The 15,851-nt window shown below is 51.4% G+C and carries 16 protein-coding genes; 7 read left to right on the top strand and 9 right to left on the bottom strand.

Annotation, left to right across the window (positions count from 1 at the left end):
• Nucleotides 1–8: 8 nt before the first annotated feature.
• The 7 genes from ftsL to leuO form a co-directional block, all read right to left on the bottom strand.
• Nucleotides 9–374, bottom strand: a complete 366-nt coding sequence (ftsL, locus tag LCD46_03645) for a cell division protein FtsL (protein UOY71440.1) — start codon at nucleotides 372–374, stop codon at nucleotides 9–11.
• Nucleotides 371–1,312: a 16S rRNA (cytosine(1402)-N(4))-methyltransferase RsmH gene (rsmH, locus tag LCD46_03640; GenBank protein UOY71439.1), complete on the bottom strand. Its 942-nt coding sequence runs from the start codon at nucleotides 1,310–1,312 to the stop codon at nucleotides 371–373. Before rsmH ends, ftsL begins: the two co-directional genes overlap by 4 nt.
• A gap of 2 nt (nucleotides 1,313–1,314) precedes the next feature.
• Nucleotides 1,315–1,773, bottom strand: coding sequence for a division/cell wall cluster transcriptional repressor MraZ (gene mraZ, locus LCD46_03635; protein ID UOY71438.1), 459 nt, complete (start codon nucleotides 1,771–1,773; stop codon nucleotides 1,315–1,317).
• 599 nt (nucleotides 1,774–2,372) lie between these two features.
• A complete protein-coding gene (gene cra, locus LCD46_03630) occupies nucleotides 2,373–3,380 on the bottom strand; it encodes a catabolite repressor/activator (GenBank protein UOY71437.1) in 1,008 nt (335 codons plus the stop codon).
• Between the two features lie 179 nt (nucleotides 3,381–3,559).
• Entirely contained in the window at nucleotides 3,560–4,051 is a 492-nt protein-coding gene (ilvN, locus tag LCD46_03625; GenBank protein ID UOY71436.1) for an acetolactate synthase small subunit, read from the bottom strand.
• Nucleotide 4,052: 1 nt separating this feature from the next.
• A complete protein-coding gene (gene ilvI / locus LCD46_03620; GenBank protein UOY71435.1) occupies nucleotides 4,053–5,777 on the bottom strand; it encodes an acetolactate synthase 3 large subunit in 1,725 nt (574 codons plus the stop codon).
• Nucleotides 5,778–6,156: 379 nt separating this feature from the next.
• A complete protein-coding gene (gene leuO / locus LCD46_03615) occupies nucleotides 6,157–7,101 on the bottom strand; it encodes a transcriptional regulator LeuO (protein ID UOY72886.1) in 945 nt (314 codons plus the stop codon).
• 612 nt (nucleotides 7,102–7,713) lie between these two features.
• Between leuO and leuL the strand changes: the two genes are divergently transcribed.
• The 7 genes from leuL to LCD46_03580 all read left to right on the top strand — a co-directional run bounded on the left by leuL (nucleotide 7,714) and on the right by LCD46_03580 (nucleotide 14,321).
• Entirely contained in the window at nucleotides 7,714–7,800 is an 87-nt protein-coding gene (leuL, locus tag LCD46_03610; GenBank protein ID UOY72885.1) for a leu operon leader peptide, read from the top strand.
• Nucleotides 7,801–7,891: 91 nt separating this feature from the next.
• Nucleotides 7,892–9,463: a 2-isopropylmalate synthase gene (gene leuA, locus LCD46_03605; GenBank protein UOY71434.1), complete on the top strand. Its 1,572-nt coding sequence runs from the start codon at nucleotides 7,892–7,894 to the stop codon at nucleotides 9,461–9,463.
• On the top strand, nucleotides 9,463–10,554 hold the full coding sequence (gene leuB, locus LCD46_03600) for a 3-isopropylmalate dehydrogenase (GenBank protein UOY71433.1): 1,092 nt from the start codon (nucleotides 9,463–9,465) through the stop codon (nucleotides 10,552–10,554). The genes leuA and leuB overlap by 1 nt, the downstream gene beginning before the upstream one ends.
• Before the next feature lie 2 nt (nucleotides 10,555–10,556).
• Nucleotides 10,557–11,957 (top strand): 3-isopropylmalate dehydratase large subunit, encoded by a 1,401-nt coding sequence (leuC, locus tag LCD46_03595; protein UOY71432.1) that lies wholly within the window; start codon nucleotides 10,557–10,559, stop codon nucleotides 11,955–11,957.
• Nucleotides 11,958–11,967: 10 nt separating this feature from the next.
• Nucleotides 11,968–12,573 (top strand): 3-isopropylmalate dehydratase small subunit, encoded by a 606-nt coding sequence (gene leuD / locus LCD46_03590; GenBank protein ID UOY71431.1) that lies wholly within the window; start codon nucleotides 11,968–11,970, stop codon nucleotides 12,571–12,573.
• Nucleotides 12,574–12,737: 164 nt separating this feature from the next.
• Nucleotides 12,738–13,628 carry a cation diffusion facilitator family transporter gene (locus LCD46_03585; protein ID UOY71430.1) on the top strand — a complete coding sequence of 297 codons (891 nt, stop codon included), beginning with the start codon at nucleotides 12,738–12,740 and terminating at the stop codon, nucleotides 13,626–13,628.
• Between the two features lie 111 nt (nucleotides 13,629–13,739).
• Nucleotides 13,740–14,321: a cytochrome b/b6 domain-containing protein gene (locus tag LCD46_03580; GenBank protein ID UOY71429.1), complete on the top strand. Its 582-nt coding sequence runs from the start codon at nucleotides 13,740–13,742 to the stop codon at nucleotides 14,319–14,321.
• A gap of 46 nt (nucleotides 14,322–14,367) precedes the next feature.
• Here LCD46_03580 and LCD46_03575 read toward each other — a convergent pair whose 3' ends face one another.
• Nucleotides 14,368–15,546 carry a sugar efflux transporter gene (locus tag LCD46_03575; protein UOY71428.1) on the bottom strand — a complete coding sequence of 393 codons (1,179 nt, stop codon included), beginning with the start codon at nucleotides 15,544–15,546 and terminating at the stop codon, nucleotides 14,368–14,370.
• 120 nt (nucleotides 15,547–15,666) lie between these two features.
• A complete protein-coding gene (locus LCD46_03570) occupies nucleotides 15,667–15,819 on the bottom strand; it encodes a glucose uptake inhibitor SgrT (GenBank protein UOY71427.1) in 153 nt (50 codons plus the stop codon).
• Nucleotides 15,820–15,851: the final 32 nt, after the last annotated feature.

The following is a 15,851-nucleotide window of genomic DNA, read 5'->3' as shown; positions in this document are numbered from 1 at the left end:
GTTTTCCCTTATTTTTGTACTACGATATTTTCCTGGGAAGGATCAACATGCTGCAGTTGCAGCTTTTCCGTTGCGATCCGTTCAACCCGGCTGTGATCGCCGAGCGCGTTTTCTTCAAGGATCAGATTTCGCCATTCAATATCCAGCGCATCGCGTTCCAGTACCATCTGCTCGCGCTGCGCAGTTAATAAACGAGTGTGGTGGGCTGTGGTGACCACCGTTACTGCCGTCACAATGATGCAAATGAACAAGCAGAGTGGCAGCTTCCCAAACCGCAAAAGATCGTCGCCGATCACGCCAGGCAAGGCATGGCGCTCGTTGCTTCCTAACGAATCCTTAACTTTGCTTAGGGTCTCTGTCACTCTGCTGATCATGCGTTCGTCCTCTCTGCAACACGCAGCACTGAACTACGGGCACGTGGATTCTCTGCCACCTCTTCTTCGCCCGGCATCAACTTGCCTAATGCTCGCAACTGACGGCCACCCAGCTTCCTGAGTTGTTCTTCCGTCATCGGCAGCCCCGCTGGGACTTGTGGACCGCGGCTTTGTTCACGCATAAAGCGTTTCACAATACGGTCTTCCAGCGAATGGAAGCTGATGATGGATAACCGCCCACCCGGGGCCAGCACGTCGAGCGAGCTTTTTAGCGCCAGCTCTATTTCCTCCAGTTCACTGTTTACCCAGATGCGAACCGCCTGGAAGGTACGGGTCGCGGGATGTTTGTGTTTATCCTTCACCGGTGTCGCCGCCGCGATCACCTCGGCCAGCTCTTTAGTGCGGGTCATTGGCTCAATGCGGTTACGCTCAACAATGGCGCGCGCAATACGTTTGCCAAAGCGCTCCTCGCCGAAGGTTTTGATTACCCATGCAATATCGGCTTCGTCAGCAGTCTGTAACCACTCAGCAGCAGATTGGCCACGAGTCGGGTCCATACGCATGTCCAGCGGACCATCACGCATAAAGGAAAAGCCACGTTCAGCGTCATCAAGCTGTGGTGAAGAGACGCCAAGATCGAGAAGAATCCCGTCGATCTTGCCCGTCAGGCCGCGCTCAGCAACATATTCCGCGAGCGCAGAGAAAGGTCCATGCACGATGGAAAAGCGTGGGTCATCGATGGTTTGCGCCACAGCAATCGCCTGCGGATCGCGATCGATTGCCAGCAGACGTCCTTCCGCTCCAAGTTGGGAGAGGATCAAACGCGAATGGCCACCGCGACCAAAAGTGCCATCAATGTAGATGCCATCCGGACGAATATTCAGGCCGTTAACGGCCTCGTCCAGTAACACCGTTGTATGTTTATAATTTTCCATCATATTTATAGAGACAAGTCCTGCAGCCGTTCCGATAATGTTGCAGAATCAGACTGCTCAGCGTCGATATCTTCCTTGACCTGTTGATACCAGGTCGTTTCGTCCCACAGTTCAAACTTGTTGAACTGCCCGACCAGCATCACTTCTTTGGTCAGACCGGCATGTTGCCGCAACACAGGTGCAATCAGTAATCGCCCTGCGTTATCCATCTGACACTCACTCGCATGTCCCAATAACAACCGCTGCACGCGGCGTTCCTGCGGGTTCATGCTCGACAGTCGCGACAGCTTTTGCTCAATAATTTCCCATTCAGGCAAGGGGTAAAGCAGCAGGCAGGGGGAGTTAATGTCAATGGTGCAAACCATTTGACCCGCAGCGTTCTCAATCAGCTGGTCGCGGTATCGGGTTGGTACCGATAAACGCCCTTTGCTGTCGAGATTGACTAACGTAGCTCCACGGAACATGCCAGTCTCACCCCTCCTCACCACTTTAACCCACAAATTCCCACCTAAAGGAGTTTACGGAGCGAGGGAAAAGCTTGTCAAGCCAGGACTCTCCCTGTAAGGACTCAAATGCCCTCTATTTACAGAGTTAAACAGTCCTGGTTAATAACTGCACAACTGGCGAGGCAAAATTAACGTTATGAATATTTGTAAGAAAAAAACCGAATATGCACACGAGCGTTAAGACTCACTCAATATCATCGCAGATAAATATAAAGTGTCAGTTTGCGACGCGGGCAGCATTTTATGACAGATTCTCAGGGGATAACAGCGCCAGATTCATCACCGCGCTCAATAAGCACGGCGGCTGGCATGCAAGCGGACACAGGAGAAGGAAAAACGTCTGAATATTCATCGACCGAATAGGCTTTGTAACAAAACAATACAAAAATAGGTGCTTAAACCCGCTTAAAAGTTCTTTGACGCTCATTTTAAAAGTCAAAATGAATTAAGAGAAATAGCCGATTATGATTCCTAAGGAATTATCCTAATTTCTGTCAGGGAATTATCTATGCGAATTATTACAACAAAATGGGGCAGATTTCGCCGCCCCAGTCATTTCATTTGTTGCGGCTTAAAATTCCGCGATGGTAGAGATTACGTTTGATACGAGTCAGGCCCGGCTTCGGTTTCCGCGGCTCATCCAGGCTCGCCAGCACAATCTCCAGTACACGTTCAGCCACATCACGATGACGTTGCGCCACCGCCAGCACCGGGCACTGGAGGAAATCGAGCAGTTCGTTATCACCGAAAGTGGCAATGGCCAGGTCTGATGGCAGCTTACCTTCCCGACGTAAGGTCACATCCATTACACCTTGCAGAAGAGCAAACGAGGTGGTGAACAATGCCTGAGGCATCGGGTGCGTCTCCAGCCATTTCTCGAACAGCTGCGCGGCTGCTTCACGTTCATAGCTGTTAGCATAGAGATAGTGAACCTCACGCGGATCGTCTTTCCAGGCGGTCCTGAATCCCTGTTCACGGAGGAAGCTCACAGACAGCTCCGGCAGCGCGCCAAGATAAAGCACGGTTTCAGCCGGAAAGGTTCTTAGCTCTGCAGCCAGCATTTCCGCATCATCCTGATCGGCTCCCACAACACTGGTGAAGTGTTCGCGATCCAGGGCGCGATCCAGCGCAACAATCGGGAACGAATCGTTAGCCCAGCGCTGATAAAACGGATGCTCTGGCGGCAAAGAGGTCGAAACGATGATGGCATCCACCTGACGCTGGAGCAGGTGCTCAATGCAGCGCATCTCGTTGTCGGGCTGGTCTTCCGAGCAGGCAATCAGCAATTGATAGCCACGCTGGCGAGCCTGACGTTCAAGATAGTTAGCGATACGGGTGTAGCTGGTGTTTTCCAGATCCGGGATCACCAGACCAATAGAGCGGGTGCGCCCGGCACGCAAACCGGCTGCGACAGCATTCGGATGGTAGTTATGTTCACGAACCACCGCCATAACTTTTTCAACGGTCTTATCGCTGACACGGTACTGCTTTGCTTTACCGTTAATCACATAGCTGGCCGTTGTTCGTGACACGCCGGCTAGCCGGGCGATTTCATCCAGTTTCACAATTGCCCCTTAAAAAAAGAAAAGAGTCCATGGCCCTGTCAAGGTTATGGTTAAATCTTTTAACATCTAAACGCAGAAAAGCCTTCGCGGCAACCGCTTTTATCTGCGTTGTCGGCTGATTACGCAAAAAAAAGCCCGGCTTTGGTGACCGGGCTGAAAGAGGCGAACCTTTTTGACAACTAACGCATGATTTTCTCGCCGCGTGACAGGCCAACCACGCCCGATCTCGCGACCTCAACAATTTTTGCTACATCCCGCACGGACGCCAGGAAAGCATCCAGCTTGTCACTTGTACCGACCAGTTGAACCGTATAGAGGGAAGGCGTGACGTCGATAATCTGCCCACGGAAGATATCCGCACTGCGTTTGACCTCCTCACGTCCGTAGCCGGTGGCCTGGATTTTCACCAGCATGACCTCACGCTCAACATAGGCCCCCTGCCCCAGCTCGCTCACGCGCAGTACATCAACCAGCTTATGCAGTTGCTTCTCAATTTGCTCAAGCACTTTGGCATCGCCGACGGTTTGAATGGTCATCCGCGACAGCGTCGGATCGTCCGTCGGTGCAACGGTCAGGCTTTCAATGTTATAGCCGCGCTGCGCAAATAGCCCAATGACGCGCGACAGTGCGCCAGACTCGTTTTCCAGTAACACAGATAATATCCGGCGCATATCAGGTTCTCTCCGTTTTGCTTAACCACATTTCATCCATACCACCACCGCGAATATGCATCGGATAAACGTGCTCGGTCCCATCAACAATCACATCCATAAAGACGAGGCGGTTGTTTTTAACGTGTTCAAGCGCTTCAGCGAGCTTCGTTTCCAGCTCAGCTGGATCTGTCACCCGCATGCCAACGTGACCGTAAGCTTCAGCAAGACGAACAAAATCCGGCAGCGATTTCATATATGACTGTGAATGGCGGCCTGAATAGATCATATCCTGCCACTGTTTGACCATACCCAGGTAGCCGTTATTCAGGTTCAGCACGAGAACCGGCAGTTCATACTGCAGCGCGGTAGACAACTCCTGAATGTTCATCTGGATACTGCCGTCCCCGGTTACGCAGACGACGGTTTCATTCGGCAGTGCCAGCTTCACGCCCAGCGCCGCAGGTAGACCAAAGCCCATCGTTCCTAAGCCGCCCGAGTTGATCCAGTGTCGCGGTTTATCAAACGGGTAATACAGGGCGGCAAACATCTGGTGCTGCCCCACGTCTGAGGTCACGTAAGCCTCACCTTTCGTCAGTCGCCACACCGCTTCGATAACCGCCTGCGGCTTAATGTTTTCGCTTTGCGTGTCATATTTCAGACACTGGCGCGCACGCCACCGATCAATCTGCTGCCACCAGTCACGGATCTCATCCAGCGGCTGGGTAGCGTTCTCCTGGGCCAGCAGATCCAGCATTTGCTCCAGAACCTGACGAGCATCACCGACGATCGGCACATCCGCCGACACCGTTTTTGAAATTGACGTCGGATCGATATCAATATGCAGCACGGTGGCGTTCGGACAATACTTCGCCAGATTGTTGGTAGTACGATCGTCAAAGCGCACCCCGACCGCAAAGATCACGTCAGAATGATGCATAGTCATGTTGGCTTCATAGGTACCGTGCATACCCAGCATTCCCAGCGCCTGAGGGTGGGTGGCCGGGAATGCCCCAAGCCCCATCAACGATGACGCTACAGGAAGGTTAAGCTTCTCAATCAGTTCACGAAGCTGTACTTCGCAGGCAGAATTGATCGCCCCGCCGCCGACATAAACCACCGGTTTTTTGGCCGCCAGAAGCGTTTGCAACGCTCGCTTGATCTGACCTTTATGCCCCTGCGTTGTTGGGTTATAAGAGCGCATGCTGACCGATTCTGGCCAGACATAAGGCAGTTTGTTTGCCGGGTTCAGGATATCTTTAGGCAGATCGACCACCACCGGTCCCGGACGCCCGCTTGCCGCCAGCCAGAAGGCCTTTTTCAGGATGCCAGGAATGTCTTCGGTTTGCTTTACCAGGAAGCTGTGCTTCACAACGGGACGCGAAATCCCCACCATGTCGCACTCCTGAAACGCATCGTAGCCGATCAGTGAGGTCGCCACCTGCCCTGAGAGGATCACCAGCGGGATAGAGTCCATATACGCCGTTGCAATACCGGTGATGGCGTTAGTTGCACCAGGACCTGACGTGACCAAGACCACGCCCACTTCACCCGTTGCACGTGCCAGGCCGTCAGCCATATGAACTGCCGCCTGCTCGTGGCGTACCAGAACATGGTCAATGCCACCTACCGTATGCAGCGCATCATAGATATCAAGGACTGCGCCGCCAGGGTAGCCGAACACTTGCTTCACGCCCTGATCGATAAGCGATCGCACGACCATTTCCGCGCCAGACAACATCTCCATGCTTTGCCTCCAGGCATTTTGTTATAGACGGACTGCCGAATTCATTTCCGCACCGTCTTACGATTGGGATAAACCAATCTTATATTTTGCAGAGTGATCCTTACCTTAACCGCTCGTTATGAGGCAGGCAATTAGCAAACCGGCAGAGAGAAGAGGTACTTAAAGCAGAAAAAACAGACATTGGGAGGCGATGTGGTCAATTCATCTGGCATTAGAGGATGCGATGATAAATCATCGCTAAAAAGCGCGATGATTCAGTAATTCATCTATTTTTGCGAGCCTGATAGCAGCCAAAAAAAATCACAACAGAATAAAATATCAATAATCAAAATGAAGTCAGGATAAATCACATATATCGATGCAATTTACCCTGATGCGTTTACCGGCGGCAAATGCTAATAAGCAACTCTTCCATCCACTGATGTCCTTTGTCACGCCCCGCAGCTTCATGCCAGGAAAGATAACAGGTACGGCTATTCAGCTTGAGCGGCAGTGGCAATATTTGCAGATTTAACGGGTCGGAAAACTCTTCTGCCAGCCAACGCGGCGCAATAGCGACCAGCTGAGTCTGTGAGACAACGTTTAATACGCTAACCATTGCCATCCCCTGATAAGCCACGCTGGCCTGTTTATCCACGGAGTCATACCACGGCAGGCTAAAGGAAGCATATCTGTCGAGTGCTACAACGGCGTGCTGTTCACTATAAACATCACTTTCTCGTAGTGGAGAATTCAGCCGTGGGTGTTTTTTACTGGCAACTAAAACCATTTCATCCTTAAACAGCGGCACGCAGGAGAATTCAGGTCGACGGAATTCTTCATATCCCAGAACAAACTCCGTCTCCTGATAGCGTAACTGATGTTCTGTGTTTTGATTTAAGGATGACTTAAAAACAAGGTTGATATTCGGCGCAATTTCTTCAACCTTATTATAAATAATCGAGGTTAAATAATTATCTAATGGGCTACAGACACAAAGATGGAATACTCGCTCACTGCTTAAGGGTTCAAAGCCGGACCCCGGCAACTCATTTTGAACCAGCTGTAATGCCTGCCGGATAGAACCGAATAACTGGAATGCGCGCGCCGTGGGTTGGATCCCGCGCCCATAACGAACAAATAATTCGTCGTTAAACATGACCTTAAGTCTGGCAACGGCATTACTCACGGCAGGTTGTGACATCCCCAGCGCTTGTGCCGCGCGGGTAATATTCTGTTCCTGCATGACAGCATCAAACACCGTCAGAAGATTAAGATCCACCGTGCGTAATTGCGGTTTAATCCCATCAGAAGTTTGAGGTTGTTTAATATTATTTTCTGGCACTTCAGACTCCACTGTCACGCTACACTCCCTTTGCCAAGGTACGATAATAATCCCGGAAAATATGATTTATCATGCAAATACGATTAGCAAAAGAGAATTATTTAAAATTCGGAATATATAAAGATGATGCAAAGACTAAAAAAACAAAAGATCGCAAAAATGATACACTTAACTTTATGCCAGGAATGAAACCATAAACCAAACCAATATACAATCACCATAAAGTTAATGATGACTTAAGTATTATTAAACTGTTAACGCCATTCATCTACAGTTGGTTAACAACCTGTTATCTCCATTGGCATTTAAACGACATCAAAAACATTCACCAAACCCATAACTTAATGATATTAAAATAATTTAAGCATAATGCATTCACTGCGACGTGTTTTACTCAATTTATACCAATTATATTTATTTGTTTCAGCAATCTGTTTTTCAAGTCCAAAATTAGACAATTAGTCGGGTCATGAAAGTAAAATCCAGCACAATTAGCTAATGCAGGCATCTTGCCTGTTACGCCCTTCAGGTCCGTTTTTATCGTCAGGGGTTGACATGAAAGGCCGTATCCAGTACCACTAAAAGCATATTGAATTTAACGGAGCACGATTCATGATTCGCACCATTCGTTTCACCGGTCTACTACTACTAAACGCATCCACTGTGCGCGGTAGACTGGCGGGCGAAATTCAGCGTTGAATCGTCACCAGTAAGACTAAAAACCCGCGCCACTGCGCGGGTTTTTTTATGCTCGTAGCAAGGCGCCCTAAGACTGACAAGGACCTAACCCATGAGCCAGCAAGTCATTATTTTCGATACCACATTACGTGACGGTGAACAGGCGTTGCAGGCAAGCCTGAGTGTAAAAGAGAAACTGCAGATCGCGTTGGCTCTCGAACGTATGGGCGTCGACGTGATGGAGGTAGGTTTCCCTGTCTCGTCTCCGGGTGATTTCGAATCCGTCCAGACCATTGCGCGTACCATTAAAAACAGCCGCGTATGTGGTCTGGCGCGCTGCGTAGAGAAAGATATCGACGTCGCGGCTGAGTCACTGAAAGTTGCCGAAGCCTTCCGCATTCATACCTTTATTGCTACTTCACCGATGCATATCGCAACCAAATTGCGCAGCACCCTGGATGAAGTGATTGAACGCGCGGTGTACATGGTGAAGCGCGCACGCAACTACACCGATGACGTTGAATTCTCCTGTGAGGATGCAGGCCGTACGCCGATTGAAGACCTGGCGCGTGTGGTTGAAGCCGCAATCAACGCCGGTGCCAAAACCATCAACATCCCGGACACCGTCGGTTACACCATGCCTTTTGAGTTCTCCAACATCATCACTGGCCTGTATGAGCGCGTACCGAATATTGATAAAGCTATTATCTCTGTTCATACCCATGATGATTTGGGTCTGGCCGTTGGCAATGCTATAGCCGCGGTACACGCCGGCGCGCGTCAGGTTGAAGGCGCGATGAACGGTATCGGTGAACGTGCCGGTAACTGCTCGCTGGAAGAAGTGATCATGGCGATTAAAGTGCGCAAAGACATTATGGACGTGCACACCCGCATCAATCACAACGAAATCTGGCGCACCAGCCAGACCGTCAGCCAGATTTGCAACATGCCTATTCCGGCCAACAAAGCGATCGTCGGCACTGGCGCCTTCGCGCACTCCTCCGGTATACACCAGGATGGCGTGCTGAAGAACCGTGAAAACTACGAAATCATGACTCCGGAATCGATCGGTCTGAACCAGGTGCAGTTGAACCTGACTTCGCGTTCCGGTCGTGCCGCAGTAAAACACCGTATGGAAGAGATGGGTTATCAGGACAGCGATTACAACATGGATCAGTTGTACGACGCGTTCCTGAAACTGGCCGACAAAAAAGGTCAGGTGTTCGACTATGACCTGGAAGCGCTGGCCTTTATTAACAAGCAGCAGGAAGAACCAGAGCACTTCCGTCTGGATTACTTCAACGTGCAGTCAGGCTCCAGCGATATCGCAACCGCCTCAGTCAAACTGGCCTGTGGTGATGAAATTAAAGCGGAAGCCGCGAACGGCAATGGTCCTGTCGATGCCATCTATCAGGCGATTAACCGTGTTACTGAATACGATGTTGAGCTGGTGAAATATGACCTGACGGCAAAAGGTCATGGCAAAGATGCGCTGGGCCAGGTCGACATTGTTGTCACTCACAATGGCCGCCGTTTCCATGGTGTAGGTCTGGCAACCGATATTGTTGAATCCTCCGCGAAAGCGATGGTGCATGTTCTGAACAACATCTGGCGCGCCGCTGAAGTCGAAAAAGAGTTGCAACGCAAGGCTCAGAATAAAGAGAACAAAAAGGAAACCGTGTAATGTCGAAGAATTACCATATTGCTGTGTTGCCGGGTGACGGTATTGGCCCGGAAGTGATGGCACAGGCGCTGAAAGTACTGGAAGCCGTTCGTTCGCGTTTTGCGATGAAAATCACCACCAGCCACTACGATGTAGGCGGCATTGCGATTGATAATCACGGGACGCCGTTGCCAAAAGCGACCGTCGAAGGCTGCGAAAATGCCGATGCCGTGCTGTTTGGTTCAGTCGGTGGTCCAAAATGGGAACACCTGCCACCGGCAGAGCAACCAGAGCGTGGCGCACTGCTGCCGCTGCGTAAGCATTTCAAGCTGTTCAGCAACCTGCGTCCGGCGAAGCTGTATCAGGGCCTGGAAGAGTTCTGCCCGCTTCGTGCCGATATCGCAGCTAACGGTTTCGACATTCTGTGCGTGCGTGAGCTGACCGGCGGCATCTATTTTGGTCAGCCAAAAGGCCGCGAAGGCAGCGGCCAGCATGAAAAAGCGTTTGATACCGAGGTGTATCACCGTTTTGAAATCGAACGTATCGCCCACATTGCTTTTGAGTCTGCGCGCAAACGCCGCCATAAAGTGACCTCCATTGATAAAGCGAACGTGCTGCAGTCATCCATTCTGTGGCGTGAGATCGTCGGCGAAGTCGCTAAGCAGTACCCGGACGTCGCGCTGTCGCATATGTACATCGACAACGCGACCATGCAGCTGATTAAAGATCCGTCCCAGTTTGACGTGCTGCTGTGCTCCAACCTGTTCGGCGACATTCTTTCTGACGAGTGCGCGATGATCACCGGCTCCATGGGCATGCTGCCATCCGCAAGCCTGAATGAAGAAGGTTTTGGTCTGTACGAACCGGCGGGCGGTTCCGCACCGGATATTGCAGGCAAAAACATTGCTAACCCGATTGCGCAGATCCTCTCCCTGGCCCTGCTGCTGCGCTACAGCCTGGATGCAGGCGATGCAGCAACCGCAATTGAAAACGCCATTAACCGGGCGTTAGAAGAAGGCGTCCGTACCGGTGATTTAGCACGCGGCACGGCGGCAGTCAGTACCGATGAAATGGGCGACATCATTGCCCGCTATGTCGCTGAAGGGGTGTAATCATGGCGAAGACCTTATATGAAAAGTTGTTTGATGCGCACGTTGTTTACGAAGCACCAAACGAAACCCCGCTGCTGTACATCGACCGTCATCTGGTGCACGAAGTGACCTCTCCTCAGGCATTCGACGGGCTGCGCGCGCACAAGCGTCCAGTGCGTCAGCCGGGTAAGACCTTCGCGACCATGGATCACAACGTCTCCACGCAGACCAAAGACATCAACGCGTCAGGTGAGATGGCGCGTATCCAGATGCAGGAATTGATTAAGAACTGCAACGAGTTTGGCGTTGAGCTGTACGACCTGAACCATCCGTATCAGGGCATCGTCCACGTAATGGGGCCTGAGCAAGGGATTACCCTGCCGGGGATGACCATCGTCTGCGGTGACTCCCATACCGCGACCCACGGCGCGTTCGGCGCACTGGCCTTCGGTATCGGTACCTCTGAAGTTGAACACGTACTGGCCACGCAGACCCTGAAACAGGGTCGTGCCAAAACCATGAAGATTGAAGTGAAGGGTAAAGCCGCTCCGGGTATCACGGCAAAAGACATCGTGCTGGCGATTATTGGCAAAACCGGCAGTGCAGGCGGCACCGGTCATGTAGTGGAATTCTGCGGCGAGGCCATCCAGGCGCTGAGCATGGAAGGCCGTATGACCCTGTGCAATATGGCCATTGAGATGGGTGCCAAAGCCGGTCTGGTTGCGCCAGACGAAACCACCTTCAACTATGTCAAAGGTCGTCTGCATGCCCCGAAAGGAGATGATTTTGACGAAGCCGTCGCGTACTGGAAAACCCTGAAAACTGACGACGGGGCAACCTTTGATACGGTTGTCACGCTGCAGGCAGAGGAGATTGCCCCTCAGGTGACCTGGGGAACCAACCCGGGCCAGGTGATTTCTGTCAACGACAACATTCCCGATCCGGCCTCTTTCGCTGACCCGGTCGAGCGCGCCAGTGCGGAAAAAGCGCTGGCTTACATGGGGCTGAAACCTGGCGTTCCGTTGACCGACGTAACCATTGATAAAGTATTTATTGGCTCCTGCACCAACTCCCGTATCGAAGACTTGCGCGCTGCCGCAGAGATTGCCAAAGGTCGTAAAGTGGCACCAGGCGTACAGGCACTGGTGGTTCCGGGTTCCGGCCCGGTAAAAGCCCAGGCCGAAGCCGAAGGTCTGGATAAGATCTTTATCGAAGCAGGTTTCGAGTGGCGCCTGCCGGGTTGCTCCATGTGTCTGGCCATGAACAATGACCGCCTGAATCCAGGCGAGCGCTGTGCCTCCACCAGCAACCGTAACTTTGAAGGCCGTCAGGGCCGCGGTGGGCGTACCCATCTGGTCAGCCCGGCAATGGCCGCCGCTGCGGCAGTCACCGGCCATTTCGCCGACATTCGCAGCCTGAAATAAGGAGACAATCATGGCAGAGAAATTTACCCAACATACGGGCCTGGTTGTCCCTCTGGACGCCGCTAACGTCGATACCGACGCGATCATTCCTAAGCAGTTTTTGCAGAAGGTCACCCGCACTGGATTTGGCGCCCATCTGTTTAACGACTGGCGTTTCCTGGATGACAAAGGCGAAGTCCCTAACCCGGAATTCGTTCTGAACTTCCCGGAATATAAAGGCGCATCGATCCTGCTGGCGCGGGAAAACTTTGGCTGCGGATCATCACGTGAGCACGCTCCGTGGGCCCTGACCGACTACGGGTTTAAAGTGGTTATCGCCCCAAGTTTCGCGGATATCTTTTACGGCAACAGTTTCAACAACCAGCTTTTGCCGGTCACACTGAAGGACGAGCAGGTCGACGAGTTATTCGCTCTGGTTCAGGCAAATCCAGGTATTTCGTTTGAGGTGGATCTGGAAGCAGAAGTCGTGAAAGCCGGGGATAAGACCTACAGCTTCAGCATTGATGCGTTCCGTCGTCACTGCATGCTGAACGGTCTCGACAGCATTGGTTTAACACTCCAGCACGAAGCAGCAATTGCAACTTACGAACACAAACAGCCTGCGTTTATGAAGTAAACCTCCGGCCTGCAGTTTATTCTGCAGGCCTCGCTTTATTCCCTTACCCACCACTCCTGACACGCCGTTTTCGAAAAAATATCCGCTAATGACATTATATTTAATGTCAATTTAATAATGCCTGCGCAAGATAATCTAAAAGTTGGCTTACAGCGGAAATCTAAATGGAAAAGCAAAATAGCAATGATTCTCACCTCCGTTCTCAAGAAATACATAAATGCACATTGGTTAGCGTGGTAATAAATATATTACTCACTGGTTTTCAAATCGTTGCAGGACTATTTTCCGGCTCGCAAGGGTTAATTGCTGATGGGATTCATTCTCTTTCCGATTTATCTTCTGATTTTGTCGTTCTGATTGCGAACAAGAAAAGCCAGAAAGCCTCAGATATCGATCATCATTACGGTCACCTTCGCTTCGAAAACGGAGCAAAGCTCATTATTGGTGCTATTTTGCTGCTTGTGGGCATTGGAATGCTCTGGTCGGCGGGCAATAAACTGCTCCACCCTGAGACGCATCAGACAGTGAAAGGAGCCGCGCTATGGGTAGCGATACTGGCTTTAGTGATTAAGGAAAGTCTGTTCAGATACATGCTTGCAACGGGAAAACGCATCCAGTCCTCACTACTGATAGCTAATGCCTGGCATGCCCGTTCTGACGCGGCTTCATCCGTGGTTGTCGCCATTGGTATAGCCGGGAATTTAATGGGCTTTCACTCTATGGACCTGGTTGCAGCCCTGATTGTCGGGATGTTCATCGCTCATATGGGATACAAATTCTCTGCTGACGCGCTGCACGACCTGATGGATCGTTCGCTTGAACCTGACCTTGAGCGCGACATCAAAACGTGTTTGCTCGAAACCGAAGGTGTCGCCGGGATCCATGACTTAAAAACCCGCAAGATGGGCGACTTAGCCCTTGTCGATGTTCATCTTGAAGTCGACGGAGAATTAAGCGTAAAAGAAGGACATGAAATTGCCGTGAAGGCCAGAAACAACGTGATGCAAAAATTTAATGTGCTTAATGTTATGACGCATATTGATCCGGCACACTAAAATAGTGTAGATGGTTACGGTGTGATGCATTTTATTTATCGTTAAGGTTTCGTTAATTAATCTGCGTCACACTCCATCGCATCAGCTCTCTCATCATTGAGGTAAAAAGCGATGAATCCAACAATACGCGATACGCTTCCCCATAAAGAAACCCCTTTTCTTCGCATACTGCACATTCTTGTTGCAGTACTGGTGCTGGCCCAGATTATTAATTCCAACTTTACTGAAAGCGAAGCACTTGGTGAATCGGGTCTGAACGCGATTGTCACCTGGGTTCATGTTATTTCAGGCTTTGGTTTAATTTTTTGCGGTATTGCCATGATGGCATGGATGTTAACCCAGCGCGGATTTAAGTATTACTTCGCGTGGCTGGCACTGGACTTCAGCGGAATCGTTGATGATATTCGCACTCTCTTGCAACGTCAGCTTCCTGATGCTCACGCTGGCGGTATGGCGGCAACGGTGCAAGGCTTAGGTGTACTGGCTCTGCTCGGCGTTGCACTCTGCGGAGCGGTATGGTTCGTGCTGAACGCCACGCTCGGACCGGTTTCATCCGTCACGGAATCCGTATTAGATTTGCATAAATTCCTGACGGTCTTTATTGAGACCTACTTCTGGGCACACGGATTTATGGGTCTCGTGCATATGTACCTGACTTTACGCGCACAGCGTAAATATCAGTATTCGGAATAGAAAGGTTTGCGGAGCCCGGAGACCCGGGCTCCGCTCATTCATCCGATCACACGTCTTTTACGCGGCAGGTCAGCCCAAGCGTAACCAACGAAATCGCCGCAATCATCCAGTAGACCGACGCATGTCCATAGCTTTGCGACAGCGCCCCCTGAATCACCCCCGCCAGAATCACCCCGGTGGAAATACTGTTGGTAAAAAGCGTGGTCGCCGAGCCCGCACGGCCAGGCATTAAATCCTGGAACCAGAGCATGCCTATTCCGGCAACAATCCCAATAAACACAGCGTTAAATAGCTGTAGCGCCAGCAGCGCTTCCCGCGAGTGGAAGAAGATCAGCCCCACGTAGAACATCACCCCGGCAGCCACCGCAATGACCATCATCCTGCGTTTACCAAAACGCTTCACGTAATACCCGGCCAGAATCATCGCCGGAATTTCCAGCCCGGCCGCGGTTCCCATTAAGATCCCCGCGAGCTTATCCGGCAGCCCCAGGGAGCTGCTGATCCACAGCGGCATGTCGATGATATACATCGTGTTGCAGGTCCACATCAGCGTGGAGGCGATAAATAGCATGCGGACATTTTTGTCCTGCCAGCCGCTCACCTGAGTAATGGGTTTGTCCGTTGTCTGCTCGACGCGCGCCACAGACGGCAGCGCGAAAGCAATCAACACCAGGCTTATCGCAAAAATGCCTGCCGCAATGGAGAACATGGCGGTAAAGCCGTAATTCAATGCCAGCATGAAGGCCAGAGGCGGGCCAATAACCCATGCCAGGGAAAGCTGAGCACGCATCACCGAACTGAACATCACCACTTCCCGCGCGGAATTGTCAGCATACTCACGCGCCAGTGCGAACAGCTGCGGCATGGCGGTATTGGCCAGTGACGCCAGCAGCACGCCGCAGGTGATGAGCGTCAGATAATGACGATTAAAGGCAAAGAGTAACGCATTGCCAACGGCCATCGCACAGCAAAAGAGGATCAGTTTACGGCGATCGCCCTGGCTATCCGATCGTTTCGCCAGCCCCAGGCTGACCAGAATCCCGGCAATGGCGTTGACGGTATAAAACAGGCCAACCCAGAACGGCTGCGCCCCTACCTCCCGGCTGAGAAACAGACTCAGCGTCGGCGCCTGTAGCGCCCCCGCAACGCCCATCATAAAGGACACCAGCATAAAAGCGGCGTAGACGCCATTCAGGCGTCGCCCCATTGTCATCAACCAGAGCATGCGCAAATCCTTGTGAAAGCGAATCGAAATCGGGTGAAAGAATAAACGAAAAAAGCCAGCAAAAACATTTTGCTGGCGGGTGATAAGCACCAATACTCAGTCACACATGATCGAGGCGAGTTAGCGGGAAGAGGTCGGTGTTGTAACGTCCCACTGCATCAATTCTTCTAACGTTTTCAGCCGTTGCTCTGCACACCGGCGGGCCAGCCAGGACGTTCCTTTTGTCGCTGAAAAATAGTGCTGATAAAACTGACGTGCGGTAGACCTCTTCATAATTTACCTCCTCACTTCATCGGGAACTATTA

The organism is Enterobacter ludwigii (assembly GCA_023023105.1).
GTDB lineage: Bacteria > Pseudomonadota > Gammaproteobacteria > Enterobacterales > Enterobacteriaceae > Enterobacter > Enterobacter adelaidei.
Note: the sequence above shows the minus strand (reverse complement) of the source record. Positions and strands in the feature narration are given on the sequence as shown.